Genomic DNA, 26,996 nt, shown 5'->3' with positions numbered 1-26,996 from the left:
CGGTCGCGGCATGCGGCGATTCGACACGGCCGAACGGCGGCGACGGCTGGGCGTGCGCCATGCACTCGCCGCGCCCGTGGGCACCCCCGAGGAGGTGACCGCGGCGGTCACGGCCCTGCACAGCACCGATCCGGCCTCGATGATGCTCTCGGTCCTGGCCCGCATGGCCGAGCCGTCGGTGTCCGAGGTGGAACGGGCCCTGTACGACGACCGCACCCTGGTTCGCCTGCTGGTCATGCGGCGCACCGTGTTCGCCGTGCCCGTGGCCGATGCCGGGGCCTACCTCGGCGCCACGCGCCAGTCCGTCGCCGAGTCCGAGTACCGCAAGCTCGTCGCCCTGGTGGCCGGCTCGGCGCTGGCCGCGCCGGAGCAGTGGCTCGAGCGGGCGCACGCGTCCGCCCTGGCCGCCGTCGACCGGCTCGGCGTCTTCAGCAGCGCCGACCTGGCCGCGAGCGATCCTCTGCTGGCCACCCGGATCGAGATCTCCGCGGGGACCAGGTACGCGACACGGCAGTCGATCGCCAGCCGGCTGCTGACCGTGATGTCGGCCCAGGGCCACGTGGTGCGCGCACGGCCCGCCGGGACGTGGGCGTCGACGCAGTTCCGCTGGTCCTCGATGCGGCACTGGCTGCCGCAGTTGACCGACGTGCCCGATGCGGAAGAGGCGCGCGCCCTGGTGGCCCGGCGGTGGCTGGCGCGCTTCGGCCCGGCCCGGCCCGAGGACCTGAAGTGGTGGACGGGCTGGACCAAGGGTCACACCATCGCGGCGCTGGCGAGGCTCGAGACCGCCGAGGTCGAGCTGGACGACGGCACCGGGCTCGTGCTGGCCGACGACCTCGACCCCACCCCCGAGCCGGAGCCGTGGGTCGCCCTGCTGCCGGCGCTCGACCCCACGACGATGGGTTGGAAGCACCGCGACTGGTACCTGGGCCCGCACGCCGACCAGGTCTTCGACACGAACGGCAACGCCGGCCCCACCGTCTGGAAGGACGGCCAGATCGTGGGCGGGTGGGCGATCCGCGACGACGGCACGGTCGCGGTCCGGCTGCTGACCGACGTCGGGGCCGAGGCGGCCGCCGCGATCGAGGCGCGCGCCCACGACCTCGAGACGCAGCTGGCGGGTACCGTCATCAAGGCCCGGGCCCGGGGCTGGAGCCCGGTCGAGCGTGACCTACGCGACTGAGCCGCGCACCTGGGCCATCGGCGTCAGCTGCGCGTAGCGCGGCGAGAGCCCGTCACCGCTGGACCGACCCGTCACCCGCCGCTTGATCCACGGGCCGAGGTACTCGATCGCCCACTGCACGTTGGCCTTGAGCCGCTCGGGCCACGTCAGCGGCGCAGGATCGGCCAGCACCAGCGGCACCAGGTCGTGCTGCACGCCCAGGGCGTCGAGCACGGCGATGGCCATGCGCTGGTGGCCCGCCGCCGACATGTGCATCCGGTCGGTGTCCCACAGGCGGGCGTCGCGGTAGTCGGTCAGGTGCCAGTAGTCGACCAGCGTGGCTCCGTGGCGAGCGGCGATCTGGCGCACCGCCTCGCAGTAGCGCTTGAACCGGTGCCGCACCATCGCGTAGGTGCGGGTGTCCCCCGGGTCGGCCGCGGTGAACATGACGACATGGGCGCCCGAGGCCACGAGCCGCTCCACGGCGCGGTCGTACTCGGCCAGGATCGCCTCGAGATCGACCTTCGGCCGCATGATGTCGTTGGCGCCGGCGTAGATCGTCACCAGGTCCGGCGCCAGCGCGATCGCGGGCTCGATCTGCTCGGCCACGATCGGCACGAGCTTGCGGCCGCGGATGGCCAGGTTGGCGTACAGCAGGCCCCCGCCCTGGGCGCGATCGAGCGCCGCCGCGAAGCGGTCGGCCCAGCCACGGACGCCGTTCGGCAGGGCCGGATCGGGATCGCCGACGCCCTCGGTGAACGAGTCGCCCAGGGCCACGTAACGCGAGAAAGTCACCACCTGAGATTACGGGGGGCCGTCTCACGATCGATGTCGCGGGCTCACCAGCGTCATGGGAGGAACGCTCCCGTCCTGATTGGAGACCGACATGACCCCGCTGAAGAAGACCTCGGTCCGAGGGCTGACCCTCGGCACGACCGGTGCACTCGTCGCCGGCCTGATCGCGACGACCGCGACGCCTGCCGGCGCGGCGCCCGTGGACGTACCTCCGGCCAAGACCGTCAGCGGCGAGCTGGCCGGTCCGATCGGCATGGAGGACGACGCGGCCGGGAACGTCTACGTCGCCTCGCAGAACAACGACTCCGTCGTCGTGCACCGCAAGAACGCGTCGGGACCCTCTGCTCCGCTCCGGCGGATCAGCGGTGCGGCAACGGACCTGAACGGGCCGCGAGACGTGGCGCTGGACGCGAACGGCTTCCTCTACGTCTCGCAGATCGACGGCACGGTCAGCGTCTTCGCGCCGAACGCGGACGGGAACGTGGCACCGGTCAAGACCTTCGGCACCGGAGCCGGACCGGCATGGGGAGTCGACGTGGCCGGCGGCGAGATCTACGTGCGCAAGTCCGACCGTTACAACGTCTACGCTCCCTCGGCGACGGGCGCGACCGCGCCGACCGAGCGCTCCGTCACAGGTCTCGGAACCGGCCAGTCACTGGCCGTGTCGGGCTCGAAGGTGTGGGTGCCCAACGGCACGCAACTGAGGGCCTACTCGCGCTCGGCAGACGGTGCGGGCGCGACGCCGATCCAGTCCGTCACCAACGCCCTGCCGAACACCGAGATCAACGGTCTCGACACCGATGCGGCCGGGCGCGTCCACGTCGCCACGTTCAACCCTGCCACGGTCCGGGTGTTCGCTCCGAACGCCGACGGCGCGCAGGCGCCGCTGAAGGTGCTCGGCGGTCCGGCTTCCGGGCTGAGCCTCGCGACCGGGCTCACGGTGCTGGGCAACGGGTCGTTCGCCGTCGCTCACTTCTTCCAGGCGAAGTACTCGGTCTTCCCCGACCTGTTCCGCAAGCCGGTCACGAGGCCGGGCAAGGTGCGCGCCCTGAAGGTCCGCGGCAAGGCCGTCTCGAAGAACCGCAAGATCACCTGGCGCGCTCCCGCCTCGAACGGCGGCGCCCGGATCACGGCCTACCGGGTCATCGTCCGCAAGGGCGGCAAGGTCCTGGTCAAGCGCACCGTCAGCGGCTCGCGGAGGTCGCTCGTCGTGAAGCGGGCCAAGCTGCGCCGAGGCGTGGACGCCGTCTACGTCCAGGCACGCAACGCCCAGGGCTACGGACCGGTGGTGAAGAAGAACTTCCGCGTCCGCAAGTAGCACCCGACGGACCGAACGCCCCGGGCCCTCGCGGACTCGGGGCGTTCGACCACGCTCAGCGGCGCTTCGGCAGGGTGCCGGTGCCGCCGTGCAGGACCGTGAGCAGCTGCGCGAACCGGCTCTCGGTCTTCTCGTCGCGGGCCATCGACTGCAACATGATGACCGGCTTCATCCGCTGGCGCGTGATCGCCTTCGGGTACGTGAACTCACGCAGGCCGTCGGGTCCGTGGATCCGGCCGAAGCCCGAGTCGCCGACCCCGCCGAACGGCAGCCCGGGCACGGCGGCGAACGCGATGACGGAGTTCACCGAGGTCATCCCTGAGCGGATCCGCGACGCGATGTCCATCGCGTGCTTCTTGCCGAACACCGCGCCGGCCAGGCCGTACTTCGTGGCGTTCGTCAGCTCGACGGCCTCGTCCATGTCCTTGACCGGGTTGACGACCAGCGTCGGACCGAAGGTCTCCTCGGTCACCGCGAGGGAGTCCTCGGGGACGTGGGTGAGGATGGTCGGCTGCACGAAGCGCTCGCCGACCGCGTCGGCACCGCCCAGCACGGGCCGGCCGCCGCGGGCGATCGCGTCCTCGATGTGGCTGCGGATCACGTCCAGCTGCTTGGGCATCGTCGAGGGGCCGTAGACGCCGCCGTCGTCGTACCCGGGGCGCAGTCCCTCGGCCTGGCGCAGCAGCTCGGCCATGAACGGGTCGAAGACGCGCTCGTGGACGTAGACGCGCTCGGTGCCGATGCAGGTCTGGCCCGCGTTGGACAGGCCACCCCACAGCGCGGCCTCGGCGGCGGACGCCAGATCGGCGTCCTCGTCGATGATCATCGAGTCCTTGCCGCCGGCCTCGATGACGACCGGGGTCAGGTTCTCGGCGCACGCGGCCATGACCTTCTTGCCCGTCGCCGACGATCCGGTGAAGGCGATCTTGTCGACGTCCGCGGTGCACAGCGCGCTGCCGGTCTCGCCCAGGCCCGTCACGAGGTTCAGGACGGGACGACCGTGGACGACCTCGGTGAACGTGTCGACCAGCAGGCGTCCGACGCCCGGGGTGTACTCGCTGGGCTTGAACACGACCGTGTTCCCGGCCGCGAGGGCGTAGGCGATCGAGCCGATCGGCGTGAAGACCGGGTAGTTCCACGGCCCGATGACGCCGACGACGCCGAGCGGCTGGTACTCGACGGACGCGGCCTGGTTGGTCATCAGCAGGCCGGACGCGACCTTCTTGCGGCCGAGCACCTTGGGCGCGTGCTTCGCGGCCCAGGCGATGTGGTCGATCGCCAGCCCGGCCTCCAACAGCGCGTCGCCGTGCGGCTTGCCACCCTCGCGGTGGACCTGGTCGGCGACCTGGTGCAGGCGCCGCGTCAGGACGCTGCGCCACTGCAACAGGTACTCCTTGCGGCCCTCGAAGCCCAGGCCCTGCCACCAGCCCGTCGCCTCGCGCGCGGCGGCGACCGCGGCCTCGACCTGCTCGCGGCCGTCGATCGGATGGGTGCCCACGACGTCGCCGGTCGCGGGGTTGAACGAGTCGAAGGTGGGCTGGGGTTCGTCGGACGATGCGACGTCGGGCTCGATGGTGGCGGTCATGTCAGGCTCCTCGGATGAGATCGGCGGCCTTCTCGCCGATCATGATGGTGGGCGCGTTGGTGTTGCCACGCGTGACCCGCGGCATCACCGACGCGTCGGCGACCCGAAGGCCTTCGACACCGTGGACCCGCAGCTGCGGATCCACGACACTGCCCTCGACGGTACCCATGGCACACGTGGAGGTCGGGTGATAGAGCGTCTGACCCAGGCGCGAGACGACGTCGATGATCTGGTCGTCGGTCGGCTGACGCATCGCCGGCTCCCACGGCTCGTCGAGCAGACGGGTCAGCGGGCCCTGCCAGACCAGGTCGAGCATCCGGCGGTAGCCGCCGAGCATCGCGTCCAGGTCGGCCGGGTCGTCGAAGTAGGCCGGATCGATCGCCGGGTGCCACGTCGGGTCGGCCGAGCGCAGCCGGATGCTGCCACGGCTCTGGACGTTCACCAGGGTGGGCGCGATCGTGACGGTGCGCCGGACGGGCTCGTGGATGCCGTTGTCGTAGAACGCGGTCGGTGCGACGTGGATCTGGATGTCGGGCAGCGCCAGGTCGTCGCGCGAGGTGTAGAACGCGCCGCCCTCGCCGACGTTCGAGACGAGCGGACCGGAGCGGGTGGCCTTCCAGCGCAACAGGTTCTTGACCGAGATCGCCTCGGCGAGGTCCGTGGTGTTGCGGGTGTGGATCAGCGTGCCGGCCACGGGGTGGTCCTGCAGGTTCTGCCCCACGCCGGGCGAGTCCACCACGACGTCGATGCCGTGCTCGCGCAGGTGCGCTCCCGGCCCGATGCCCGAGAGCATGAGCAGCTGGGGGCTGTTGATCGCGCCGGCCGACACGATGACCTCGGCCTCGGCCCGCACGACGTGCTCGAGCCCGTCGGCGGTGCTGCGGTACGCGACGCCGGTGGCCCGGTTCCCCTCGAGCAGGATGCGCGACACGAGCGCGCCCGTGCGGACGGTCAGGTTGGGCCGGGTCATCGCGGGGCGGATGTAGGCGTCGGCCACCGACCAGCGCGCGCCACGGCGGTTGGTCACCTGGTAGATGCCGGCGCCCTCCTGCTCGGCGCCGTTGAAGTCGTCGTTGCGCTTGAGGCCGCCGGCGACGGCGGACTCGACGAACGCCTCGGTCAGCTCGTGGGTGAACCGGCGGTCCTCGACGACGACGGGGCCTTGCGTGCCGTGGAGAGGGCCCGCGAGCCGCTGGTTCGCCTCGGACTTGATGAAGTACGGCAGGACGTCGTCATGGCCCCACCCCGTCGCACCGTAGGAGTCGCGCCACTCGTCGTAGTCGGCGGCGTTGCCCCGGATGTAGATCATCGCGTTCATCGACGAGCATCCGCCGAGGCCCTTCATACGGGGCCAGTGGGCCCGCCGGCCGGCGAGGTGTTTCTGCGGGCTGGTCTCGTAGTTCCAGTCCCAGCGCGTCTTGAACAGCGTGCTGAAACCGGCCGGGACCTTGATCATCTCGTCGTCGTCGGCGGGACCGGCCTCCAACAACAGGACGCGGCGGTCGCGGTCCTCGGTCAGTCGCGCGGCGAGGACGCCGCCGGCGCTGCCCGAGCCGATGATGATGTAGTCGAACGCCTCGTCGGCCATGCCCACTCCTGCTCCAGCGCAACTCGGTGTGACGCTGGCCACAAACCTAGACGGCGGCGAGACCCGAGACAACCGACTGCAGCGCACGCCTCCCGGCGCGGGTGACCTGGACCTCGAGCACCTCGATGCCGACGGGGGTCCGGCTCAGGTATCCCTCGAGCTGACTGGCCTGGACGAGCCGGTGCTTGATCCCGTGTGCGGCGCACAAGGCGTCGATCTTGGTCCGGGTCGGCGTGCCGAAGACCCGCTCGAAGGCCGAGGAGTACTCGGGCGATCCCTGCTCGAGGGTGTGGAAGATGCCGCCACCGTCGTCGTTGAGCACGACGATCGTCAGGTCGGGACGAGGCTCGATCGGACCCATCAGCAGCCCGTTGGCGCCGTGCAGGAAGGTGAGGTCGCCCATCAGCGCGATGGCCCGTCCGTAGCTGGTCAGCGCCGCGCCGATGGCCGTGGAGACGGTGCCGTCGATGCCCGCGAGGCCCCGGTTCGCCAGGACGCGCGGCCCCGGGACGCGCACCGGCGCCACGAGGTCGACGTCGCGGATGGGGTTGGAGGAGCCGAGCACGAGCAGCCCTGGCGTGGCCGCCTCCCAGACGGCCTTCGCGACGACGAACTGCTCGGCGTGGAGCAGCGCGTTCTCGATGCGGTCGCCGGCCTGGATCCAGCTGCGCACCCAGGACTCGTCGCCCGAGCCGCGCACCGAGATCCGGTCGGCGAACGTGACGTTGGCACCGGGCACGCCCGGGAAGGTCGAGGCGTCGCCGACGTGCACGGTGGGCAGGTTCGTCCGGGTGAGCAGGTTGGTGACCGGCCTCGAGAGCGTGGGGTGCCCGGCGCTGACGATCCGCTCGATCCGCTCGATCAGGCGGCCGCCCAGCACGATCCGGCCGCAGGCGATGGACGTGGGCGCGCTGCGCAGGCCCGACGACGGCTCGGCCAGGATCGGCCACCCGGCCTGCTGGGCCACGGCGGCGAGAGCCGGATCGGCGCCGTCACCCGCGACCAGGACGGTGCGAGGACCGGACTCGAGCACCTGAGTGCGGCCCGACACGGGCGCGCTCATCGACCACGAGTTCTGCGGGAACTGCCACGACACCGACTCGACCAGCGGCTCGTCGAGCTCGACGTTCAGGTGGACCGGCCCACCCTCGCGCACGGCCCCGGCCAGACCCGTGATGCGGTCGGTGAAGGTGATCCCGGGGAACATGCCGGGCTGGATCGTCGTCTGGTTGGCGCCGGTCCCCCGCAGCCGCGCGGGCCGGTCGGCGGTGACCGCCAGCAGCGGGACGCCCGCGTGCAGTGCCTCGAGCAGCGCGGGATGCAGGTTGGCCACTGCGGTGCCGGAGGTGGTGATGACGGGCGTCAGTCGGCCCGAGGCCTTGGCCAGGCCGAGTGCGAGGTAGCCGGCCTCGCGCTCGTCGACGCGCACGTGCAGGCGGATGAGGCCCTGCTCGTCGGCCGCGTACAGCGCGAGTGCGAGAGGGCCTGACCGCGACCCCGGGGACAGCACGGCCTCGGTGACCTCCTGCGCGAGCAGGGCGGCGACGAGGCGCCGGGCGACTTCGACCGCTCTGTCATCACTCACAAAATCTCTCCCTCACAACATCTCCCGGACGTGGGCCAGACGGGCTTGCCAGCGCTCGTCGGTCTCGGGCGGGGCCGCGACCAGCGCGAACGCCTCCTCGTCGAGGACCGGGCGCGTCGGGTAGAGGTGGCCGTCCACCGGCTTGAGCGGGTGGGTGACGACGTCGCCGGTGAGCAGGTGGGCGGTGCCGATCCCGCACGCGTACGGCAACTCGGGCAACGCCGCGGCCAGCGCGACGCTGGCGGCCAGGCCGATCGAGGTCTCGACCGCACTGGAGACGCTGACGGGCATGCCGATCTGCTCGGCGATGCGCAGGCACGCCCGCACCCCGCCCAGCGGCTGCACCTTCAGCACGGCGACGTCGGCAGCGTCGAGGTCGCGCACCCGGAAGGGATCGGCGGCCCGACGGATCGACTCGTCGGCCGCGATCGGGACGTTGACCTTGCGTCGCACCTGCGCGAGCTCCTCGACCGTGGCGCACGGCTGCTCGACGTACTCGAGCCCGCCGGCGACGTAGTCGAGCTTCTTGATCGCCTTGACGGCGTCCTTGACACTCCAGCCGCCGTTGGCGTCGATGCGGATCAGTCCGCCGGGCAGCGCGTCACGGATCGCCGCGACCCGCTCGACGTCGTGCTCCAGGGTCTCGCCGGCCTCGGCGACCTTGAGTTTGATCGTGCCGCAGCCGCTCTCGACCGCGATCCGGGCGGCATTGGCACCGTCGCCGACCGCCGGGACGATGCCGTTGATGGGCACACATTCGCGCACCGGCTCGGGCCACGGCTTGGTGGCCGCCTCCATGGCGGCCTGCAGCCACGGCAGCGACGCGACATGGTCGTATTCGGGGAAGGGGCTGAACTCGGCCCAGCCGGCCGGGCCCTCGGCCAGCATCCCCTGACGGTTCTCGAGACCACGGAAACGCGTACGCATCCGGATCGAGTAGGTGCGGAACTCCACCCACGAGAGTATCCACGGTGCGGGCTCCTCGTTCCAGCGCACCCACATATTCGCCACCCTGCGAAGCGGTGCCGCCGTGCCTACGGTGGACGCATGTCTGACATCGCCATCGTCGGCGGGCACGGCCACGTCGCCCGCCTGCTCATCCCCCTGCTCACCGAACGGGGCGACCTGCCGGTCGCCCTGGTCCGCAACCCCGACCACGAGGCCGACCTGCCGGGAGCGGCCATCCGGCTGCTCGACATCGAGGCGGCGACGGTCGACGACTTCGCGACGGCGTTCACCGACTGCGACGCCGTGGTCTTCGCCGCGGGCGGCGGTCCGGACGGCAAGATCGAGCGCAAGAAGTCGGTCGACCTGGAGGGCTCGTTGAAGTCCATCGAGGCCGCCGAGCGGCTGGGGATCAAGCGGTTCGTCCAGATCTCGGCCATGGGCGTGGACACCGATCCCGGTGAGGACGCCGGCGAGGTGTGGCAGGCCTACGTCGAGGCCAAGCGCGGTGCCGACGAGGCCCTGCGCGCGAGCTCGTTGGACTGGACGATCATCCGGCCCGGCGCCCTGACCGACGACGACGGCACCGGCCGGGTCACCGTGGCCGAGACGACCGATCGAGGCGAGATCCCCCGCGCCGACGTCGCCGCCCTGGTCGCGGCCGCCCTGGTCGACGACCACACGATCGGCAAGCAGTTCGAGGCCATCGGCGGCGACACCCCGATCGCCGAGGCCCTCGCGAGCCTCTGAGCACGCGGCAGTCTCTCCGGTCAGCCGGGGAGGCTGCCCCCCGCCAGCGTCCGCCGGTCGGGCTTGCCGTTCGGCAGCAGCGGCAGGGCGTCGAGTCGGTGGACGGCCCGCGGGGTCCACGTCCGCGGGTACCCGAGGCGCTGGAGCGCTGCGCCGGCGCGCTCGCGGTCGAGATCGCCCACCACGTAAGCCACGACGCGCTGGCCCCACTCGGGATCGGCCTGGGCCACCACGACGACGTCCAGCACGTCGGGTTCGTCACGCAGCGCGGACTCGACCGCGGCGAGCGGCACGTTGACCCCGCCGCTGACGGCCACCTGGTCGGCTCGGCCGAGGACGCTCAGGCGCCCGTGCTCGTCGATCCGGCCCAGGTCGTTGGTCACGAGCCACTCCCCCACGCCCTCGGCCAGGACCGGTCCGGCGATCGCGATCCGGCCGTCGTCCTCGATCCGCAGGCGCACCCCGTCCAGCGGCACCCCGTCGTAGACGCAGCCGCCGCAGGTCTCGGTCATCCCGTACGTGCGCACGATGCGCACGCCAGCCTCGGCGGCGAGTTCCAGCACGGCCCGCGGGGCGGCCGCACCGCCGAGCAGGACCGCGTCCAGCGACGCCAGCGCCTCGGCACGGCCGGACTCGACCAGCCGGAACAGCTGCGTCGGCACGAGGGAGGCGTAGCGACGCTCACCGGTCAGGGCGGCCACGGCCGCCTCCATGTCCAGGTGGTCGTCCAGGTACACGGGCTCCGTGCCCGCGAGGATCGAGCGCACCAGCACCTGGAGCCCGCCGACGCCGGTCGGCGGCAGTGCCGAGAGCCACTGGCCGGGTCCGCCGAGGCGCTCCAGTGCGGCGTGCGCCGAGGCCAGGACGGCGTCGCGCGACAGCCGGATCGGCTTGGGCTCGCCCGTGCTGCCGGAGGTGAGCACGACCAGCGGATCGCCCCCGTGCTCGACCCACGGGTGGAGCAGGCGCGCGACCTCGCGCGCCGAGCCGGTGACGGGAGCGAGGGAGGCGGCCACCCGACCACTGTAGATCCGTGCCCGCCGGGCCCTCCTAGACTCACGGGGTGAGCACGCCGACCGGACTGAACCTGTGGATCGAGGGTGCCCGGTTGCGCACCCTGCCCGCCGCCATCGCCCCCGTCGCCGTCGGCACGGGCGCCGCGGCCTTCGACGACGGTGCGGTCTGGTGGAAGGCCCTGCTCGCGCTGGGCGTCTCCCTGGCCCTGCAGATCGGCGTGAACTACGCCAACGACTACTCCGACGGCATCAAGGGCACCGACGAGAACCGGGTCGGCCCGCTGCGCCTCGTCGGCTCGGGACTCGTGGCCCCCGAGAAGGTCAAGGCGGCCGCCTTCGGCTTCCTGGGTCTGGGTGGACTGCTCGGCCTCGTGCTGGCCGCGACCTCCGGGTGGTGGCTCATCGCGGTCGGCGTCCTCGCGATCCTGGCCGCCTGGGGCTACACCGGGGGCAAGAACCCCTACGGCTACCGCGCCCTCGGCGAGGTCAGCGTCTTCGTGTTCTTCGGCCTGGTCGCCGTGCTGGGCACGACGTACGTCCAGCTCGGTCACGTCAACGCGGTCAGTGTGGCCGGCGCGATCGGCGTCGGCGCCCTCGCGTGCGCGATCCTCGTGGCCAACAACCTGCGGGACATCCCGACCGACACCGAGACGGGCAAGCGCACGCTCGCGGTGCTGCTCGGTGACCAGCGCACCCGCTGGTTCTACATCGCGCTGGTCATGGTGGCGTTCGTCATCGTCGTGGCCTGGTGCGCGACCGTGACCCCGTGGGCGCTGCTGGCGTGGATCGGCATGCCGGCCGCCGGGCGCGCGGCCGCGATGGTTCGCACGGGCGCTGCGGGACCGGCGCTCATCCCCGTCCTGAAGGACACCGGGATGGGCGAGCTGCTCTACGCCGTCGGCCTGACGGTCGGGCTGTTCATCGGCCCGGTGTGAACGTCCCCGTCCGGGTCAGCTCGGCCAGCTGCCGCAGGTGCGGCGTCGGGTCGAGCCCGTGCTCGGCCACCCAGCGGTCGTCGAAGTAGGTGTGGGTGTAGCGATCGCCGCCGTCACACAGCAGCGTGACGATCGATCCCTCGCGACCCTCCTCGACCATCTGGGCGGCCAGGCCCAGCGCCGCCCACATGTTGGTGCCGGTTGACCCGCCGACGGGCCGTCCGATCAGGTCGGAGGTCCAGCGCATCGCGGCGATCGATGCCGCATCGGGCACCCGGACCATGTCGTCGACCACGCCGCCGACGAACGACGGCTCGACGCGGGGCCGGCCGATGCCCTCGATGCGCGGGCCCACGTCGGTCGTGACGTCCGAGCGGTCCTGGTCCCAGCCGTCGAAGAACGCCGAGTTCTCGGGATCGGCGACGAGCAGCCGGGTGGCGAAGCGCCGGTACCGCACGAACCGGCCGATCGTGGCGGACGTGCCTCCGGTGCCCGCGCTGACGACGATCCACGACGGGATCGGGTGCGGCTCCGCGGCCATCTGCGCGAAGATCGACTCCGCGATGTTGTTGTTGCCGCGCCAGTCGGTGGCGCGCTCGGCGTACGTGAACTGATCCATGTAGTGCCCATCGCACTCGTCGGCCAGCCGCTGCGCCTCGGCGTACATCTCACGCGGGCCGTCGACGAAGTGACAGCGACCGCCGTACCACTCGATCAGCGCGATCTTCTCGGCGCTGGTCCCCCGCGGCATGACCGCCACGAACGGCAGGCCCAGCAACCGTGCGAAGTAGGCCTCGGAGACCGCGGTCGAGCCGCTGGAGGCCTCGACGATGGTGGACCCCCGGTGGATCCAGCCGTTGCACAGCGCGTAGAGGAACAGCGACCGCGCGAGCCGGTGCTTCAGGCTGCCCGTCGGGTGGACGGACTCGTCCTTGAGGTAGATCTGCACGCCGGGGAACGGCAGGTCCAGCGCGTGCAGGTGGGTGTCGGCACTGCGGTTCGCATCGGCCTCGACACGGCGCACCGCCTCGTCGAGCCAGGCGCGTTCGTCAGTCGACGTCTTCGGCACGACGGGACTCCTCGATCCGGTCGTTCAGGGACCGAGCCCGCTCCTGCAACTTGAGTGCGACACGGTCGCGCATCGAGCGCAGCGCGATGATCGAGATGATCGACGACACGATCAGCGCGAGCAGCAGGACCCACAGGTCCAGCACCGCGCCACCCTCGAACACCAGTCGCGACAGCCCCCACAGGACCGCCCAGGTGGCGAGGAAGACCCCGAGTCGAGCCAGCGTGTACGTCCAGAAGGCCTTCATGACCCGAATTCTAGTGGCTGGCCCCGAGTGGCCCGGGGGCGGTGACGGCCTCCGGCGTCACGCCGCGCGGCTGGATCGGGGTCGGTACGCTCGCCCCATGGGCAAGGTCTTCCTGGTACTCGCAGCCGTGGTCCTTGCGGTCTACTGCCTCTACGACCTGGTGGCCACGCCCCGCGATCGCGTCCAGCACCTGCCGAAGTGGGGCTGGGCGCTGCTCATTGCGCTGGCGCCCTATGCGGGTGCTCTGCTGTGGATCATCTTCGGCGTGGCCAAGGGTCGCTCCACCGGTGGGCCGCGGCGTCCCGGCCCCCCGCGCCCGCTCGGGCCCGACGACGACCCGGACTACCTGCGCGGCCTCTGACCGACTCAGGTGTCCCAGCGGAAGAGCCGCGCCGACACCAGCGTGCAGACGGCGGCGAAGGCCAGCAGGATGCCCATCGGCTGCCACACGGCCTCGAGGCCGTGGCCGCGCACCATCACGTCGAGCATCCCGTCGTTCAGGTGCCGCAGCGGCAGCAGCCGGCTGACCGCCTGCAGCCAGTCCGGCGCCCCCTCGAGGGAGAAGAACGACCCGGACAGGAACGCCATCGGCAGGACGATGAAGTTGGCCAGGCCGACGGCGCCCTCCTCGGTCCGGCTGACCGATCCGGCGAGCAGGCCGACGGCGAGGAACGCGAGGGTCCCGGCCAGGACCAGCGGGATCACGAGGGGCCACGAGCCGGTCAGCTGCAGGCCGAACCCGAAGACCGCCAGCGAGATGAAGATGGCCGTCTGGCCCAGCGCCACCACGAGACTGACTCCCACCCGGGCGAGGACGACCGACGACGTCCGGACCGGCGCGAGCCGCAGCCGGCGCAGCAGTCCGCTGCGGCGCCAGTTCACGAGGTTCGTGGCGGCGCCGAACGTCGCGCTCATGGCGATGGCCCAGCCGAGCAGCCCCGGCGTGACGTACTGGATCGCCTCGAGTGACTCGTCCTCGACCTGACGCGTGTCGAGCGAGTACGTGGGCGAGACTCCGGCCTGGGCCAGGTTCGCCGCGTCGACGATGCCCTGGAACGTGGCGCGCACGCGGGCCGCGGCCACCTGGTCGGCCTGGGAGTAGTGGACGACCAACCGGTCGCCGTCCTCGCTGACGACGGCCGCGAGGTCGCCGTCGCGCACCTCGCGCAACGCCTCGTCCTCGTTGGTGACCTTCTCGATGTCCACGCTCTGCTCGAGCGCCGCACGCGCCTCGGGCGGCATCCGGTCCAACGCCGCGACTGCGCCGACCTGCCCGACCGGCAGCTTGCTGGCGCCCTGGTCGTCGAGCAGGCCGCCGAAGACGACCAGGAACATCAGCGGGAACAGGACGGCCCAGAACAGCGTCATGCGGTCGCGGACGAACCCGAGGAACATCGCCCGGGTCAGCGACAGGAAGGACCTCACGAGCGGTACTCCCGTCCGGTCAGGTCCAAGAAGACGTCCTCGAGGGTCGCCCCCGAGGCGGTGAGTCCGTTCAGCGCATCGCGCCGCGCCAGCTCGGCCAGCACCTCGGCGGGTCGGCGGGTGGAGATCTCCGTGCGATCGGGGTGGACCGTGACCTGCTCGACACCGGCGATGGCCGCAGCCTCGCTCTCCGCGATCGCGCCGGGAGCCAGACTGATCCGGGTCGGGGCGTCGAGATCGCGCACCAGCGCGGCGGGCGAGTCGAGCTTGAGCAGACGACCGCGGTCGATGATCGCGACCCGGTCGCAGAGGAACTCGGCCTCCTCCATGTAGTGCGTCGTCAAGATGACGGTGCGTCCCGACTCGTTGAGGCCCTCCAGGAAGTCCCACAGGTTGCGGCGGGCCTGCGGATCCAGGGCGGCGGTCGGCTCGTCGAGGAAGACGATCTCGGGATCGTGCACCAGCGCGCACGCAATCGACAGCCGCTGCGCCTGCCCACCGGAGAGCTTCTCGACCCGCGCGTCGGCCTTGTCCTCCAGCCCGACCTCGACCAGAAGCTCGTCGACCCGCTCCGCCGGAGCCTCGTACAGCGCGGCGAACGTGGACAGTTGCTCACGCGCCGAGAGTCGCTCGAAGAAGGCCGACGACTGCAGCTGCACCCCGAGGCGGCGCTGCAGGGCCGGGTCGCGCTTCCACGGGTCGTGGCCGTCGATGGACACGGTGCCGGCGTCAGGCTTGCGCAGCCCTTCGATCATCTCCAGGGCCGTGGTCTTCCCCGCGCCGTTCGGGCCCAGCAGCCCGAAGAACTCACCGGTCTCGACCGTGAAGGTCAGGTCGTCGACCGCGACGAGATCGCCGTACGTCTTGGTGAGGCCGGCGACCTCGATGCGTGCACCCATGGGGCGACCCTAGATGACCAGAGCGGCCTCAGGTCCTCCCGGGCCGAACCTCCGCATGCAATGATCCGACTCCACACAGTCGATCGGGGGATCCCTTGAAATTCCAGACTCGCGCCATCGCGGTCGTCCTGACCACCATCATCGTCGCCCTGTCCTGCCAGGCGCCCAGCCACGCAGTTGACAAGAATGACCTGTTCCTGCGCTACCGAGCCTTCATCAGCCCGAAGTACACGCCGGCCACCAACCTCGCCCAGAACGGACCATGTACCCCGAAGGGCAAGACGCCCTACCGCTTCTCCGGCGACAACCGGTCGTGGTCGGCCACCAACCCGGGCGCCCGACTCGACATGGTCGTCCTGTTCGACTGGTCGAAGAAGACGGCGAAGGTCACCTACAGGTTCGTGGGGAAGACCAACCGATACAAGAAGGTCAAGGGGAAGTGGAAGTTCGAGTCGCAGCGTCAGGCGACGGGAACGTTCTCCGCCAAGACCGTCCGCAAGGACTCGAAGGGCGCGCTCGTCGAGATCGCGCTCAAGGCGAAGAACCCGTTCTGCAACTCCACCATCAAGCCGATCGCGTCGAAGTTCGTCCTCCGCGTCGAGAAGAAGCGTGTGTCGATCTATGCGGGGAGCGTCCGTGCGGTGCCGAGCCACGAGATCTACGTCAAGCGGCAAGGCAAGAACTACAAGACACTCAAGCGGGTGCAGTCCAAATCGTTCTCGTGCTTGTTCACGGTGGCCCATTGCACCACAGCACCCTTGACCACGCAGTGGGTCTCGTACTGAGACCTCAGGACGCGGGCGGCTCGCACCAGCGACGCCGCCCGCATCTCTCCTACGCGTACGTGTGCTGGCTGAAGACGCCGAACTCCGACGCCATGAGGTTCACCACGTAGTAGCTGAAGATGAACGTGGCGAAGCCGACGAGCGCCAGGTACGCCGCGCGCTTGCCCTTCCATCCGGCAGTGACCCGCGCGTGCAGGTAGCCCGCATAGACGATCCAGGTGATGAGCGCCCAGACCTCCTTGGGGTCCCAGCCCCAGTAGCGTCCCCAGGCCAGGTGGGCCCAGATCGGACCGGTGATGAGGGCACCGAACGTCCACAGCGGGAAGCCGACGGCGTTGAAGCGGAAGGCGAACTGGTCGATGCGGGCCGCGGCCGGGAACCGGCTGAGCACGGGGCCCACGCTTCCGCGATCCTCCGCGCGCTGCTTGATCAGGTAGAGGACGCTGGCCGCGCCGCCGACCATGAACATCGCCGCGGCGACCATGATCGAGCCGACGTGGATGTACTTCCAGAACGTGTTCAGCGCGGGCACCAGCGGGCCGGCGGGCGTGTAGGTCGAGATCGACATCGCCAGGATGAACAGGCACACCGCCAGCACGACACCGCCGAGCCACTGGATCTTCGCGCGCCACACCAGGATCATGTAGACGCTCAGCGCGATCGCGGTGCCGGTGACGCCGAACTCGTACATGTTGCCGAAGGGAGCACGCTGCGTGGCCAGGCCACGGGTGACCGAGCTGCCGATCAGCAGCAGCGCGGCCAGGCCGGTGAGCGAGACCGCGACGCCCACGAACCGGTCGGGCGCCGGCGGAGCCTGCTCGCCGTCGTCGGTCGTGACGGCACCGGCGGACTCGGCACCGGCCGATCCGGCCGCGACGGCGGCGGGAGCGGCGATGCGGTGGGCGGCGATCCACTCGGCCACGTGGCAGAAGAACGCGATCCACAGCACCACGAAGCCCGAACCGGTGAGGTAGTTCGACAGCTGGGCCATCTGGTCGGTCGTCATGACAGTTCCTTCTCGGGTGTGTCACCCAGTTCGGCACGGAGCCGGGACACCAGGTCGTCGATGTCGGCGGGCAGGTCGTCACGCGGGACGCGGTCCAGCACAGCAACCTCCACCACGGTACGTGATCCGTCCCGCCGGGCGCGGATCCAGGTCCGCCGCGGTCGGACGAGCAGCGAGGCGCTCAGGCCCAGGATGCCCACGCCCACGCCGAACAGCGGCAGCCACACGACGGGCGTGTGGCCGATCTGGAACCGGGCGAACTGGCGCAGCTCGACGAACTCGATCGAGCCGCCGCCGGGGAGCTTCTGGCTCTCGCCGGGGCCCAGGTCGACGCGGAAGTTGCCGTCGCCGTCCTTGACCTGCGTCATCTTGGACGTGTCGAGCGAGTAGACCGACTGCGACGTGCCGTCGTCCAGGCCGAGATCGCCCGTCCACAGGTTCATGCCGATGCGCGGGTTGAGGGCACCGGGGAACACCGAGACGGACGGCTTCGCGGGATCGGTGGAGAACGCCGTCGGCAGGAAGAAGCCCTGGAACCCGAGCTGGTCGCCGTCGGCGTCCGGCACCTTCACGACACCCGTGGAGGTGTACGTCGCGTCGGAGGGCAGGAACGGCACGGGACCGTCGAAGGCCACCTTCCCCGAGGCGTCGGTGATGCGCAGGACGGGCGCATAGCCCTGCCCGACGAGGAAGACGTCCTCGCCTCCGATCGACAGCGGGTGGTTGACCTCGATCTCGAAGTCGCCACGATCCTCGCCGCCCTCGGAGTACGTGCCGGTGGCCCGGAAGAGCTTCGGGGCGCCGCGGTTGTTGCCCTCGACGTAGAAGCGCGTCAGCACGTCGTCGAGCTCGAGCGACCACGGCTCGAGGTCCGTGTCGGCGTCGAAGAGCGAGCCGGAGGAGAACTCGTCGTACTGCGAGAGCGTGTTGCTGAAGCCCTCGCCCTCGACGACCACGACGTTGCCGCGGTAGCCCCACAGCGAGCCGATGGCCACGCCGACGAGCGCGACGACGATGCAGATGTGGAAGACCAGGTTGCCGAGCTCGCGCAGATAGCCCTTCTCGGCCCGCAGCTCGCCGGCGTCGCCGTCCTCGACCACGTCGATCCGGGCCCGGCCGAGCACACGGCGGCCGGCGGCGAACACGTCGGACGTCGCGGCGGTGGTCTCGAACTGCGCCGAGGCCGGGAGCCGGGAGAAGTTCCGCGGCGCCCGGGGCGGCCGCGCCCGCAACGCCTTCGCGTAGACCTTCGTGCGCGGCAGGATGCAGCCGATCAGCGAGATCATCAGCAACAGGTAGATCGCGCTGAACCACACCGACGAGAAGACGCTGAAGGCACCCAGCTTCTCCAGGATCGGGGACAGCTTCGGGTGGTCGATGTAGTACCGCTGCACCGCCGAGGCGTCGACGCCGCGCTGCGGGATGAACGATCCCGGGACGGCCGCCACGGCCAGCAGCAGGAGGAGCAGCAGCGCCGTGCGCATCGACGTCAGCTGGCGCCACGCCCAGCGCAGGAACTCCAGGGGACGCAGTTCGGAGGCGCTCTCGGCACGCCGTTCGCGAGGGCTCACAGGGGGACCTCGAATCCACCGATCCAATGCTGCAGGGAGATGACCAGGTCCTGCCACCACCCGGTGGCGAGCAGGAGGCCGGTGACGATCAGGAGCACGCCGCCGGCGACGGAGACCGCGCGCTGGTGGCGGCGGACCCAGCCGGTGACGCGCAGGAAGCGACTCAGGAACAGGGCCGCGAGCACGAAGGGCACGCCGAGGCCCAGGCAGTAGACGAGCGTCAGGAACGCTCCCCGCCCGGCGGTGGCCTCGTTGGCGGACAGGGCCAGCACGGCGGTCAGCGTGGGGCCGATGCACGGGGTCCAGCCGACCCCGAAGACGACGCCCAGCACGGGCGCCGCGAGCAGACCGACCCGGCGGACGCCGTGCGCCCGCACGTCACGCTGCAGCAGCGGCACGAACCCGAGGAAGGCGATGCCCATCACCACGAGCAGCACGCCCGCGGCGATCGAGATCTCGCGCTGGTACGGCAGCAGCTCCTGGCCGACGGCGCCGAACAGGGCCCCTCCGGCGACGAACACGGCACTGAAGCCCAGCACGAACAGCACGGCGCCCAGGACGATGCGGCGGCGGCGCACGGACTCCAGCTCGGTGACCGCGACGCCCGAGACGTAGGACAGGTAACCCGGCAGCAGTGGCACGACGCACGGGCTGAAGAACGAGACCAAACCGGCCAGCAGCGCGACCGGCACCGTGAGGACGAGGTTGCCCGAGACCGCCGTGTCCAGGAACCAGTCGCCGACGTCGGTTCCGATCACTGCGTGCTCTTCTTGGTCTGCTCGACCAGTCCCCGCAGCGTCGCGTCGGTGAGCTCGCCCATCACGCGGGCGGCGACCTTGCCGTTGGAGTCGATGACCCACGTCGTGGGGATCGCCATCGAGGGCAGGGTGTCGGCGAAGGCCGCCTGGTTGCGGCCGGCGGAGTCGTCGATGCTCGGGTACGTGATGTCGAACTTGGCGTTGAACGCCTTGGCCGAGGCCGGGTCGTCCTTCGTCAGCAGCCCGACGAACTGGACGTTCTGGTCGGCCAGCTCAGCGGAGGCCTTCTGCAGGGCCGGGGCCTCCTTGCGGCACGGTGCGCACCACGAACCCCACAGGTTCACGACGAGCACCTTGCCCGCGAAGTCCTCGGTGCTGAGCGGCTGCCCCTCGAGGTCCGTGCCGCTCAGCACGGGCGCCGGCTTGCGCTTGCCCGGGTCGATGAAGGTGATCTCGCCGCTGCCGCTGATGAAGCCGTCGTCACCGGTGTCCTCGACACCGCCGACGCAGGCCGAGAGGACGAGCAGGAGCAACGCGACCGCGACGAGTCGCGAGGATCGCACGAGACTCATGCTCCTCCGACGAACTTCCCGCGCAGGGCGTCGGGGATGAGGTGGCCGGCGGGCTCGCTGTAGACCAGGCCCGTGAACGTGTCGTCCTCGAAGGTCAGGGTCGTGAGGCTGGCCAGCGAGCACTGACGGTTGCGCGGGTCGTGCGCGAAGCGGCCCTTCTCGTAGGACTTGCGGGCGATCCACACCGGCAGCTGGTGCGAGACGATGAGCGCCTCGTGGCCGCGCGCGGCCTCCCGGGCGTCGTCGATCGCCAGCAGCATGCGGGCCGCGATGTGCGCGTACGCCTCACCCCAGGACGGACGGAACGGGTTCCACAGCCACGGCCAGAAGCGCGGGTTCAGGAAGGCCTTCGGACCCACGCCGACCGTGCGGCCCTCGAACTTGTTGCCGGCCTCGATCACCCGCTCGTCGGTGTGGATCGGCAGCTTGAGGATGTCGGCGACGGGGCGGGCGGTCTGCTGGGCCCGCTCGAGCGGGGAGGCGACCAGGTGCGTGATGTCGTTCAACTTCAACGACTCCGCGACCGTGGCGGCCATCTCGTTGCCGAGGTCGGAGAGGTTGTAGCCCGTCAGCCGTCCGTACAGGACCCCCGAGGGGTTGTGGACCTCGCCGTGGCGCATCAGGTGGACGATCGTGCGGGTGCTCATCTGGTGTTCCTTCGTGTCAGCGGACCGCTGCTGCGGCCGCGCGCGCGGCGGCGGGCAACGCCTCAGCCAGTCTAGACAGGGGTTCGGAGTCGACCTCGGGGTCGTGTGCGGCGGACAGGAACCACGCCTCGTAGGCGCTCGGCGGCAGGTAGACCCCCGCGTCGAGCATGGCGTGGAAGAACGCGGTGTACGCCGCCGTGTCCTGCGCCTGCGCGCCGGCGAAGTCGATCACGGGCGTCGAGACGCCCCAGAAGACGCTGAACATGGTGCCCGCGCTCTGCACGACGTGCGGCACGCCGGCCTCGGCCAGCGCGTCGGTCACGAGCTTCTGGACCTGCGCCGACGTCGCGGCGAGGCGCTCGTACACCTCCGGGGTGGCCAGCCGCAGGGTCGTGAGGCCGGCGGTGGTCGCGACGGGGTTCCCCGAGAGCGTTCCGGCCTGGTAGACCGGGCCCACGGGGGCGAGCAGGTCCATGATCTCGGCGCGACCGCCGAACGCGGCCGCCGGGAAGCCGCCGCCCATGACCTTGCCGAAGGTCATCAGGTCGGGCTGCCAGCCCTCGGTCGCGCCGTCGATCTCCCAGAACCCGCTGCGCGCCGCGCGGAAGCCGGTCATGACCTCGTCGGTGATGAACAGGGCGCCGTGCTCGGCGCAGACGCGCGAGAGGTGGGCGTTGAAGCCGGGCTGGGGCGGGACGACGCCCATGTTGCCCGCAGCGGCCTCGGTGATGACGCAGGCGATCTGGTCGCCGTACTGCTCGAACGCCGCGTCGACGGCGGCCGGGTCGTTGTACGGCAGCACGATCGTGTCGGCGGTGACGTGGGCCGGGACACCGGGCGTGCCCGGGATGCCGAGGGTGACGACGCCCGAGCCGGCCTCGGCCAACAGGGCGTCGACGTGACCGTGGTAGCAACCGCTGAACTTCACGACCCGGTCACGGCCGGTGAACCCGCGGGCCAACCGGATGGCCGACATCGTGGCCTCGGTACCCGACGAGACCATGCGGACGCGCTCGACCGGCGTGCGGCCGACGATCTCCTCGGCCAGCAGGACCTCGGGCTCCGCAGGGGTGCCGAAGCTGGTGCCGCGCGCGACGGCGGCCGTGACGGCCTCGACGACCTCGGGGTGGGCGTGCCCGAGCAGCATCGGGCCCCACGAGCCGACGAGGTCGACGAACCGGTTGCCGTCGGCGTCCGTCAGCCAGGCGCCCGACCCGGAGGCCATGAAGCGCGGGGTGCCGCCGACGGCGCGGAACGCGCGGACCGGGGAGTTCACCCCACCGGGCGAGACCTGCTTCGCCCGGGCGAACAGTGCCTCGGATGCCGTGGTGCTCATGTGTGCTCCTTGCGTGGATGCGCTCAGCGGGTCAGGCGGCGGGCGACCTCGGCCGCCCAGTAGGTCAAGACGATGTCGGCGCCCGCCCGGCGGATGGACAGCAGCGACTCGTCGATGGCGCGATCGCGGTCGATCCAGCCCTGGGCCGCGGCGGCCTCGATCATCGCGTACTCGCCGGACACCTGGTAGGCGGCGACGGGCAGGTCCACGGCGGCGCGCACGTCGGCGAGCACGTCGAGGTACGACATCGCCGGCTTGACCATGACGATGTCGGCGCCCTGCTCGACGTCGAGCAGCGTCTCGCGCAGCGCCTCGCGGCGGTTGGCGGGATCCTGCTGGTAGGTCCGCCGGTCGCCCTGCAGCGACGAGTCGACGGCCTCGCGGAAGGGCCCGTAGAAGGCCGAGGCGTACTTGGCGGCGTAGGCCAGCACGACGGTGTCGAGGTGACCGACCTCGTCCAGGGCGGCGCGGATCACCGCGACCTGGCCGTCCATCATCCCGCTGGGCGCGACGACGTGCGCACCGGCCTGGGCCTGCGCGACCGCCATCTGACCGTAGATCTCGAGCGTCGCGTCGTTGTCGACGCGGCCCTGGTCGTCCAGCACGCCGCAGTGGCCGTGGTCGGTGAACTCGTCGAGGCACAGGTCGCTCATCACGAGCAGGTCGTCGCCGACCTCGGCCCGGGCGTCGGCGATCGCGACGTTGAGGATGCCTGCCGGGTCGCAGGCGCCGGAGCCCTGCGCGTCCTTGCGCTCGGGGACACCGAACAGCATGACGCCGCCGAGACCGAGCTCGACGGCCTCGGCGTAGGCCTTCCGCGCGGATTCGCGCGAGTGCTGGACGACGCCCGGCATGCTCGTGATCGGCCGGGGCTCGGACGCGCCCTCGGCCACGAACATCGGCAGGATCAGCTGCGCAGGCGCCAGACGCGTCTCGCGGACGAGCCGGCGCATGGCCGCGGACGACCGCAGCCGGCGAGGACGTTCGATCATGCTGCCTCCTTCGGGGCCGGGGTCTGCCCGGTCACGCGGGGAATCCACGTGACCGGGCAGACCGACCCGACAGACGGGCCTCAGGCCTTGCGGCGCGAGGACGGCTTCTTCTGCGACGGGCGCAGGACGGCTTCGCCGGCCTCGAGGAACTGCACGCGACGCTGCTCGCCGAACTGGGCGAGGGCGTCGGCCAGCTCCTCGGCGGACGGGTGCTCGGCCAGGACGTCGACCCGCAGGCCGTGCTCCTCGGCCGTCTTGGCCGTGGCCGGGCCGATGCAGGCGATGATCGTCGTCGCGTGCGGCTTGCCGGCGATGCCGACGAGGTTGCGCACGGTCGAGCTCGACGTGAAGAGCACGGCGTCGAACTTGCCCGACTTGATCGCCTCACGGGTCGGCGCCGGCGGCGGCGAGGCCCGGACGGTGCGGTAGGCGGTGACGTCGTCGACCTCCCAGCCCAGCTCGACCAGACCGGCGGCGAGGGTCTCGGTGGCGATGTCGGCGCGCGGCAGGAAGACCCGGTTGATCGGGTCGAGCAGCTCGTCGAACGGCGGCCAGTCCTCGAGCAGTCCGCGACCGGACTGCTCGCCCGACGGCACGAGGTCGGGGCGGATGCCCCAGGTCTCGATGGCCTGGGCGGTCTTCTCACCGACGGCGGCGATCTTCAGGCCGCTGAAGGCACGGGCGTCGAGGCCGTACTCCTCGAACTTCTCGCGGACGGCCTTGACGGCGTTGACGCTGGTGAAGGCGACCCACTCGTAGCGACCCTCGACGAGGCCGCGGACGGCCTTGTCCATCTGCTGGGGGTTGCGCGGCGGCTCGACCGAGATGGTCGGGACCTCCTCGGACACGGCGCCGTACATGCGCAGCCGCGCCGCCAGACCCTGCGACTGCTCCTTGGTGCGGGGCACCAGCACGCGCCAGCCGTAGAGCGGCTTGGTCTCGAACCACGACAGCGCCTCGCGCTGCGCGACGATCTCGCCGACGACGATGATCGCGGGCGGCGCCATCTGCGAGGCAGCGGCGTCGGCGGCGATGTTCGCCAGCGTGGAGACGACCGTCTCCTGACGCGTCGTCGTGCCCATGCGGGTCATCGCGACGGGCGTCTCGGCCGAGCGGCCGGCCGCGACCAGGCCGGTGGCGACCTCGCCGATGCGGTTCACGGCCGAGAGCAGGACGAGCGTCTCGTGACGCGCGGCCTCGCTCCAGTCGACGTTCGCGTCGCCGACGCTGACGACCTTGAACTCGCGGTGCTGCTTGTCGGTCAGCGGCACCCCGGCGTAGGCGGGGACCGCCGAGACCGAGGAGACGCCCGGGACGACCTCGAAGGAGATGCCCGCCTTGGCGCAGGCCATCGCCTCCTCGGGTCCGGTCGCGTAGGTGAACGGGTCGCCGACCATGAGGCGCACGACGTGCGCACCGGTCTTGGCGTGCTTGACGACGAGCTTGCCTCGGGCGGTGTGGTTGAGGAGCTCGCCGGCGGCGTTGGTGCCGCCGTCGACGATCTCGGCGTCGTTCGTGACGAGCGCCTGCTGTTCAGGGGCTTCGATGATCACGACATCGGCTTCGGCCAGCAGCTCGGCGGCTCGGACGGTCAAGAGGCTGGCGTCGCCGGGACCGGCCCCGACGAAGCTGACTCGACCGACCGAGGGTCGGGTGGTCGTCGCGGGGGTCGAGGGGGACGTGGGCATCGCGGAGGTGGTTGACACGCTCTTCCTTGCTTTCATCAGTGGCGGAGTCTCGTGCGAGTGGGAGGTCATGCGGTGGTCGCTGATCCCATGAGTTGATCGGCGCCGTCGGCCAACATCTCCTGGGCCAGGCGACGCCCGAGGGCGGCCGCCTCTGCAGGAGAACCGACGGCGGATCGTCGGATGACAGGTGCGCCGGAGGGATCTCCGACGACGGCGCGTAGCCAGAGTTCGTCTCCGTCGTCCCCCCAGACGACGTCGGCGAGGGCTCCGACCGGCGCGGTGCACCCAGCCTCGAGGGTGGCGAGGAGGGTGCGCTCAGCCGTGACGGCGGCCCGGGTGTCCGGGTCGTCGAGCACGGCGAGCAGTGCAGTGGTCGCGTCATCATCGACACGGCACTCACAAGCGAGGGCTCCCTGGCCGGGAGCGGGCAGCATCTGGATCGGGTCGAGGATCTCGGTCGCCTCGTCGGCGCGGCCCAGCCGCAGCAGACCGGCGCGAGCCAGCACGATCGCGTCGAGGTCGCCGCTGGTGACCTTGCCGATCCGGGTGTCGACGTTGCCGCGCAGCGGAGCGGTCTCGATCCCGAGTCCCAGAGCGTTGAGCTGGCTGATCCGGCGCGGGCTGCCGGTGCCCACGCGGGCACCGCGAGGCAGCTCGCCGAGCGTGAGCCCGTCGCGCGCGATCAGCACGTCGCGCGGGTCCTCGCGCTGCGGCACCGCCGCCAGCGTGAGGCCGTCGGCCGGCGCGGTGGGCAGGTCCTTGAGCGAGTGCACGGCCAGGTCGACGCGACCCTCGAGCAGCGCCTCCCGGACGGCCGCGACGAAGACGCCGGTGCCGCCGATCTGCTCCAGCGGAGCGCTCGAGCGGTCGCCGAGGGTCGAGATCTCGACGAGCTCGACCTCGACGCCGTGCGCCTCGCGCAAACGGTCGGCGATCCAGCCCGACTGCGTGGTGGCCAGCAGGCTGCCACGGGTTCCCAGACGGATCATGTGGCGTCACCTCCTGGATCGGTGACCGCGTTGACCGCGGCCGGGTCCAGCCGGAACAGGTGCGCCAGGGCGTCGGCGTAGGTGAGGTTCTCGGGGCCTTCGACGAGTTCCTTGACGCGCACGGTGGGCTGGTGGATGAGCTTCTCGGCGACCCGGCGCATGGCACGGCGGACCTCGTCGAACTGGGCCTCGTCGAGACCGCCGAGCCGCGACTGCAGGCGGGCGGTCTCGGCGCTGACGACCTCGGTGGCCATCGTGCGCAGCGCGACCACGGTCGGGGTGACCTTGGCCTGCTGGCGACCGGCGAGGAAGGCGTCGACCTCGGACTGGACGATGCGGCGGACCTGCTCGACGTCCTCGGCGACCGAGTCGGCGGCGGCGCGCTCGGCCAGCACCTCGATGTCGACGACCGAGACGTTCGGGAGGTCCCGCACGTTAGGAGCGACGTCGCGCGGCAGGGCCAGGTCGATGACGGCGATGTCGCGGCCGTCCGGGGTGGCCCGGGCGATCCGCTCACGGTCGAAGACGAATCCGGTGGCGCCCGTGCACGTGAGGAGCACGTCGGCACCGGACAGCTCGACGTCGAGCGACTCCCAGCGCACGGCGCTGACGCCGTGGCTGGCGACGAGCTCGACGGCGCGCTGGAAGGTGCGGTTCGCGACCCAGATCCGGGACGGCTCGACACCCTTCTCGATCAGGGTGCGGACCGCCAGGCGGCTCATGGTGCCCGCGCCGGCGACGAGGAACCGTGCCTGCGGGGCCGAGACCGCGTCGGAGGCCGCGGCCAGGGCGGCGGTGACGATCGACGGCGCGAGCCGGTCGATGCCGGTCTCGGCGTGGCCGCGCTTGCCGATGCGCAGGGCCTGCTGGAACAGCGCGTTGAGGCCGGCGCCCATCGTGGACTCGGCCTGGGCACGGTGCAGCGCCTCACGGACCTGGCCGAGGATCTGGGTCTCGCCCAGGATCATCGAGTCCAGGCCGGCAGCCACGCGGAACAGGTGCGCGACGGCGGCCTGGTCGTAGTGGACGTAGATGTGCGGCAGCAGCGCGTCGCGGTGCAGGCCGGACTGGTCGGCCAGCAGCTGCGCGACGTCCTCGACCGAGCCGTGGAAGCGCTCGGCCTCGACGTAGACCTCGACCCGGTTGCAGGTGGAGATGACGGCGGCCTCGGTGATGGCCGGGATCTCGAGGGCCTGGTGCGACAGCTTGACCGTCGCATCGGTGTCGAGGGAGACCTGCTCGAGCAGGTCGACCGGCGCCGACTTGTGGGACAGCCCGACGACGAGAACGCTCATGCCGCCACCCCCGTGGGGAAGGAACGGTACGAGGGCGA

General features: G+C 71.2%; 26 protein-coding genes. 6 read left to right on the top strand and 20 right to left on the bottom strand.

Annotated features, from left to right (window positions below; translation table 11 throughout):
• The first annotated feature begins 10 nt into the window (after nucleotides 1-10).
• A complete protein-coding gene (locus GL325_RS13625; protein WP_187769893.1) occupies nucleotides 11-1,183 on the top strand; it encodes a winged helix DNA-binding domain-containing protein in 1,173 nt (390 codons plus the stop codon).
• Here GL325_RS13625 and GL325_RS13620 read toward each other — a convergent pair.
• Nucleotides 1,172-1,957, bottom strand: a complete 786-nt coding sequence (locus tag GL325_RS13620; RefSeq protein ID WP_187769892.1) for an SGNH/GDSL hydrolase family protein — start codon at nucleotides 1,955-1,957, stop codon at nucleotides 1,172-1,174. The genes GL325_RS13625 and GL325_RS13620 overlap by 12 nt on opposite strands.
• Nucleotides 1,958-2,048: 91 nt before the next feature.
• Here GL325_RS13620 and GL325_RS13615 point away from each other — a divergent pair, with 91 nt between their 5' ends.
• On the top strand, nucleotides 2,049-3,275 hold the full coding sequence (locus GL325_RS13615; RefSeq protein WP_187769891.1) for a hypothetical protein: 1,227 nt from the start codon (nucleotides 2,049-2,051) through the stop codon (nucleotides 3,273-3,275).
• A 55-nt stretch (nucleotides 3,276-3,330) separates the two neighbouring features.
• Here GL325_RS13615 and GL325_RS13610 read toward each other — a convergent pair whose 3' ends face one another.
• Genes GL325_RS13610 through GL325_RS13595 form a run of 4 tightly spaced genes read right to left on the bottom strand, consistent with a single transcriptional unit; the run spans nucleotide 3,331 to nucleotide 8,987 of the window.
• Nucleotides 3,331-4,860: an aldehyde dehydrogenase family protein gene (locus tag GL325_RS13610; RefSeq protein WP_154595887.1), complete on the bottom strand. Its 1,530-nt coding sequence runs from the start codon at nucleotides 4,858-4,860 to the stop codon at nucleotides 3,331-3,333.
• A 1-nt stretch (nucleotide 4,861) separates the two neighbouring features.
• Nucleotides 4,862-6,448: a GMC family oxidoreductase gene (locus tag GL325_RS13605; RefSeq protein WP_154595888.1), complete on the bottom strand. Its 1,587-nt coding sequence runs from the start codon at nucleotides 6,446-6,448 to the stop codon at nucleotides 4,862-4,864.
• 46 nt (nucleotides 6,449-6,494) lie between these two features.
• On the bottom strand, nucleotides 6,495-8,033 hold the full coding sequence (gene menD / locus GL325_RS13600) for a 2-succinyl-5-enolpyruvyl-6-hydroxy-3-cyclohexene-1-carboxylic-acid synthase (RefSeq protein ID WP_187411709.1): 1,539 nt from the start codon (nucleotides 8,031-8,033) through the stop codon (nucleotides 6,495-6,497).
• Nucleotides 8,034-8,045: 12 nt separating this feature from the next.
• Nucleotides 8,046-8,987, bottom strand: coding sequence for an o-succinylbenzoate synthase (locus tag GL325_RS13595; RefSeq protein WP_255467132.1), 942 nt, complete (start codon nucleotides 8,985-8,987; stop codon nucleotides 8,046-8,048).
• Between the two features lie 93 nt (nucleotides 8,988-9,080).
• On the opposite strand from GL325_RS13595, the gene GL325_RS13590 reads away from it, so the two are divergent.
• Nucleotides 9,081-9,728, top strand: coding sequence for an SDR family oxidoreductase (locus GL325_RS13590; RefSeq protein ID WP_187769890.1), 648 nt, complete (start codon nucleotides 9,081-9,083; stop codon nucleotides 9,726-9,728).
• 20 nt (nucleotides 9,729-9,748) lie between these two features.
• Here the strand turns inward: GL325_RS13590 and GL325_RS13585 are convergent, their stop codons facing one another.
• Nucleotides 9,749-10,744 (bottom strand): AMP-binding protein, encoded by a 996-nt coding sequence (locus tag GL325_RS13585; protein ID WP_255956221.1) that lies wholly within the window; start codon nucleotides 10,742-10,744, stop codon nucleotides 9,749-9,751.
• Between the two features lie 47 nt (nucleotides 10,745-10,791).
• On the opposite strand from GL325_RS13585, the gene GL325_RS13580 reads away from it, so the two are divergent.
• The gene (locus GL325_RS13580; protein ID WP_187411708.1) at nucleotides 10,792-11,679 is read left to right on the top strand and encodes a 1,4-dihydroxy-2-naphthoate polyprenyltransferase; all 888 of its coding nucleotides are present in this window, start codon (nucleotides 10,792-10,794) and stop codon (nucleotides 11,677-11,679) included.
• Here GL325_RS13580 and GL325_RS13575 read toward each other — a convergent pair.
• Nucleotides 11,663-12,748 carry a PLP-dependent cysteine synthase family protein gene (locus tag GL325_RS13575; protein ID WP_187411707.1) on the bottom strand — a complete coding sequence of 362 codons (1,086 nt, stop codon included), beginning with the start codon at nucleotides 12,746-12,748 and terminating at the stop codon, nucleotides 11,663-11,665. The two genes, GL325_RS13580 and GL325_RS13575, sit on opposite strands and share 17 nt — an antisense overlap.
• Nucleotides 12,729-12,995: a DUF4229 domain-containing protein gene (locus GL325_RS13570; RefSeq protein ID WP_187769889.1), complete on the bottom strand. Its 267-nt coding sequence runs from the start codon at nucleotides 12,993-12,995 to the stop codon at nucleotides 12,729-12,731. The genes GL325_RS13575 and GL325_RS13570 overlap by 20 nt, the downstream gene beginning before the upstream one ends.
• A gap of 97 nt (nucleotides 12,996-13,092) precedes the next feature.
• On the opposite strand from GL325_RS13570, the gene GL325_RS13565 reads away from it, so the two are divergent.
• A complete protein-coding gene (locus GL325_RS13565) occupies nucleotides 13,093-13,356 on the top strand; it encodes a PLD nuclease N-terminal domain-containing protein (RefSeq protein ID WP_154595892.1) in 264 nt (87 codons plus the stop codon).
• A 5-nt stretch (nucleotides 13,357-13,361) separates the two neighbouring features.
• Here the strand turns inward: GL325_RS13565 and GL325_RS13560 are convergent, their stop codons facing one another.
• Nucleotides 13,362-14,420, bottom strand: a complete 1,059-nt coding sequence (locus GL325_RS13560; RefSeq protein WP_223111307.1) for an ABC transporter permease — start codon at nucleotides 14,418-14,420, stop codon at nucleotides 13,362-13,364.
• Nucleotides 14,417-15,319, bottom strand: a complete 903-nt coding sequence (locus GL325_RS13555; protein WP_154595893.1) for an ABC transporter ATP-binding protein — start codon at nucleotides 15,317-15,319, stop codon at nucleotides 14,417-14,419. Before GL325_RS13555 ends, GL325_RS13560 begins: the two co-directional genes overlap by 4 nt.
• Before the next feature lie 95 nt (nucleotides 15,320-15,414).
• Here GL325_RS13555 and GL325_RS13550 point away from each other — a divergent pair, with 95 nt between their 5' ends.
• Nucleotides 15,415-16,104 carry a hypothetical protein gene (locus GL325_RS13550; RefSeq protein WP_187769888.1) on the top strand — a complete coding sequence of 230 codons (690 nt, stop codon included), beginning with the start codon at nucleotides 15,415-15,417 and terminating at the stop codon, nucleotides 16,102-16,104.
• A gap of 49 nt (nucleotides 16,105-16,153) precedes the next feature.
• On the opposite strand, the gene ccsB is transcribed toward GL325_RS13550, so the two are convergent.
• The 10 genes from ccsB to GL325_RS13500 form a co-directional block, all read right to left on the bottom strand.
• Entirely contained in the window at nucleotides 16,154-17,110 is a 957-nt protein-coding gene (gene ccsB / locus GL325_RS13545) for a c-type cytochrome biogenesis protein CcsB (RefSeq protein ID WP_255499583.1), read from the bottom strand.
• Nucleotides 17,107-18,681, bottom strand: a complete 1,575-nt coding sequence (locus GL325_RS13540; RefSeq protein ID WP_187769887.1) for a cytochrome c biogenesis protein ResB — start codon at nucleotides 18,679-18,681, stop codon at nucleotides 17,107-17,109. Before GL325_RS13540 ends, ccsB begins: the two co-directional genes overlap by 4 nt.
• Nucleotides 18,678-19,439 (bottom strand): cytochrome c biogenesis CcdA family protein, encoded by a 762-nt coding sequence (locus GL325_RS13535; RefSeq protein WP_187411706.1) that lies wholly within the window; start codon nucleotides 19,437-19,439, stop codon nucleotides 18,678-18,680. The genes GL325_RS13540 and GL325_RS13535 overlap by 4 nt, the downstream gene beginning before the upstream one ends.
• Nucleotides 19,436-20,011, bottom strand: a complete 576-nt coding sequence (locus GL325_RS13530) for a TlpA disulfide reductase family protein (protein WP_154595896.1) — start codon at nucleotides 20,009-20,011, stop codon at nucleotides 19,436-19,438. Before GL325_RS13530 ends, GL325_RS13535 begins: the two co-directional genes overlap by 4 nt.
• Nucleotides 20,008-20,658 carry a histidine phosphatase family protein gene (locus GL325_RS13525; RefSeq protein ID WP_187769886.1) on the bottom strand — a complete coding sequence of 217 codons (651 nt, stop codon included), beginning with the start codon at nucleotides 20,656-20,658 and terminating at the stop codon, nucleotides 20,008-20,010. Before GL325_RS13525 ends, GL325_RS13530 begins: the two co-directional genes overlap by 4 nt.
• Nucleotides 20,659-20,674: 16 nt before the next feature.
• On the bottom strand, nucleotides 20,675-21,994 hold the full coding sequence (gene hemL / locus GL325_RS13520) for a glutamate-1-semialdehyde 2,1-aminomutase (protein WP_187769885.1): 1,320 nt from the start codon (nucleotides 21,992-21,994) through the stop codon (nucleotides 20,675-20,677).
• A gap of 23 nt (nucleotides 21,995-22,017) precedes the next feature.
• Nucleotides 22,018-22,986, bottom strand: coding sequence for a porphobilinogen synthase (gene hemB / locus GL325_RS13515; RefSeq protein ID WP_154595899.1), 969 nt, complete (start codon nucleotides 22,984-22,986; stop codon nucleotides 22,018-22,020).
• A gap of 80 nt (nucleotides 22,987-23,066) precedes the next feature.
• Complete coding sequence (locus GL325_RS13510; protein WP_154596357.1) at nucleotides 23,067-24,674, bottom strand: uroporphyrinogen-III synthase; 1,608 nt, start codon at nucleotides 24,672-24,674, stop codon at nucleotides 23,067-23,069.
• A 65-nt stretch (nucleotides 24,675-24,739) separates the two neighbouring features.
• Nucleotides 24,740-25,663: a hydroxymethylbilane synthase gene (gene hemC, locus GL325_RS13505; protein WP_154595900.1), complete on the bottom strand. Its 924-nt coding sequence runs from the start codon at nucleotides 25,661-25,663 to the stop codon at nucleotides 24,740-24,742.
• Entirely contained in the window at nucleotides 25,660-26,958 is a 1,299-nt protein-coding gene (locus GL325_RS13500) for a glutamyl-tRNA reductase (RefSeq protein WP_187769884.1), read from the bottom strand. The genes hemC and GL325_RS13500 overlap by 4 nt, the downstream gene beginning before the upstream one ends.
• Between the last annotated feature and the right edge of the window lie 38 nt (nucleotides 26,959-26,996).

The organism is Aeromicrobium sp. 636 (assembly GCF_024433585.1).
Classification (GTDB): domain Bacteria; phylum Actinomycetota; class Actinomycetes; order Propionibacteriales; family Nocardioidaceae; genus Aeromicrobium; species Aeromicrobium senzhongii.
Note: the sequence above shows the minus strand (reverse complement) of the source record. Positions and strands in the feature narration are given on the sequence as shown.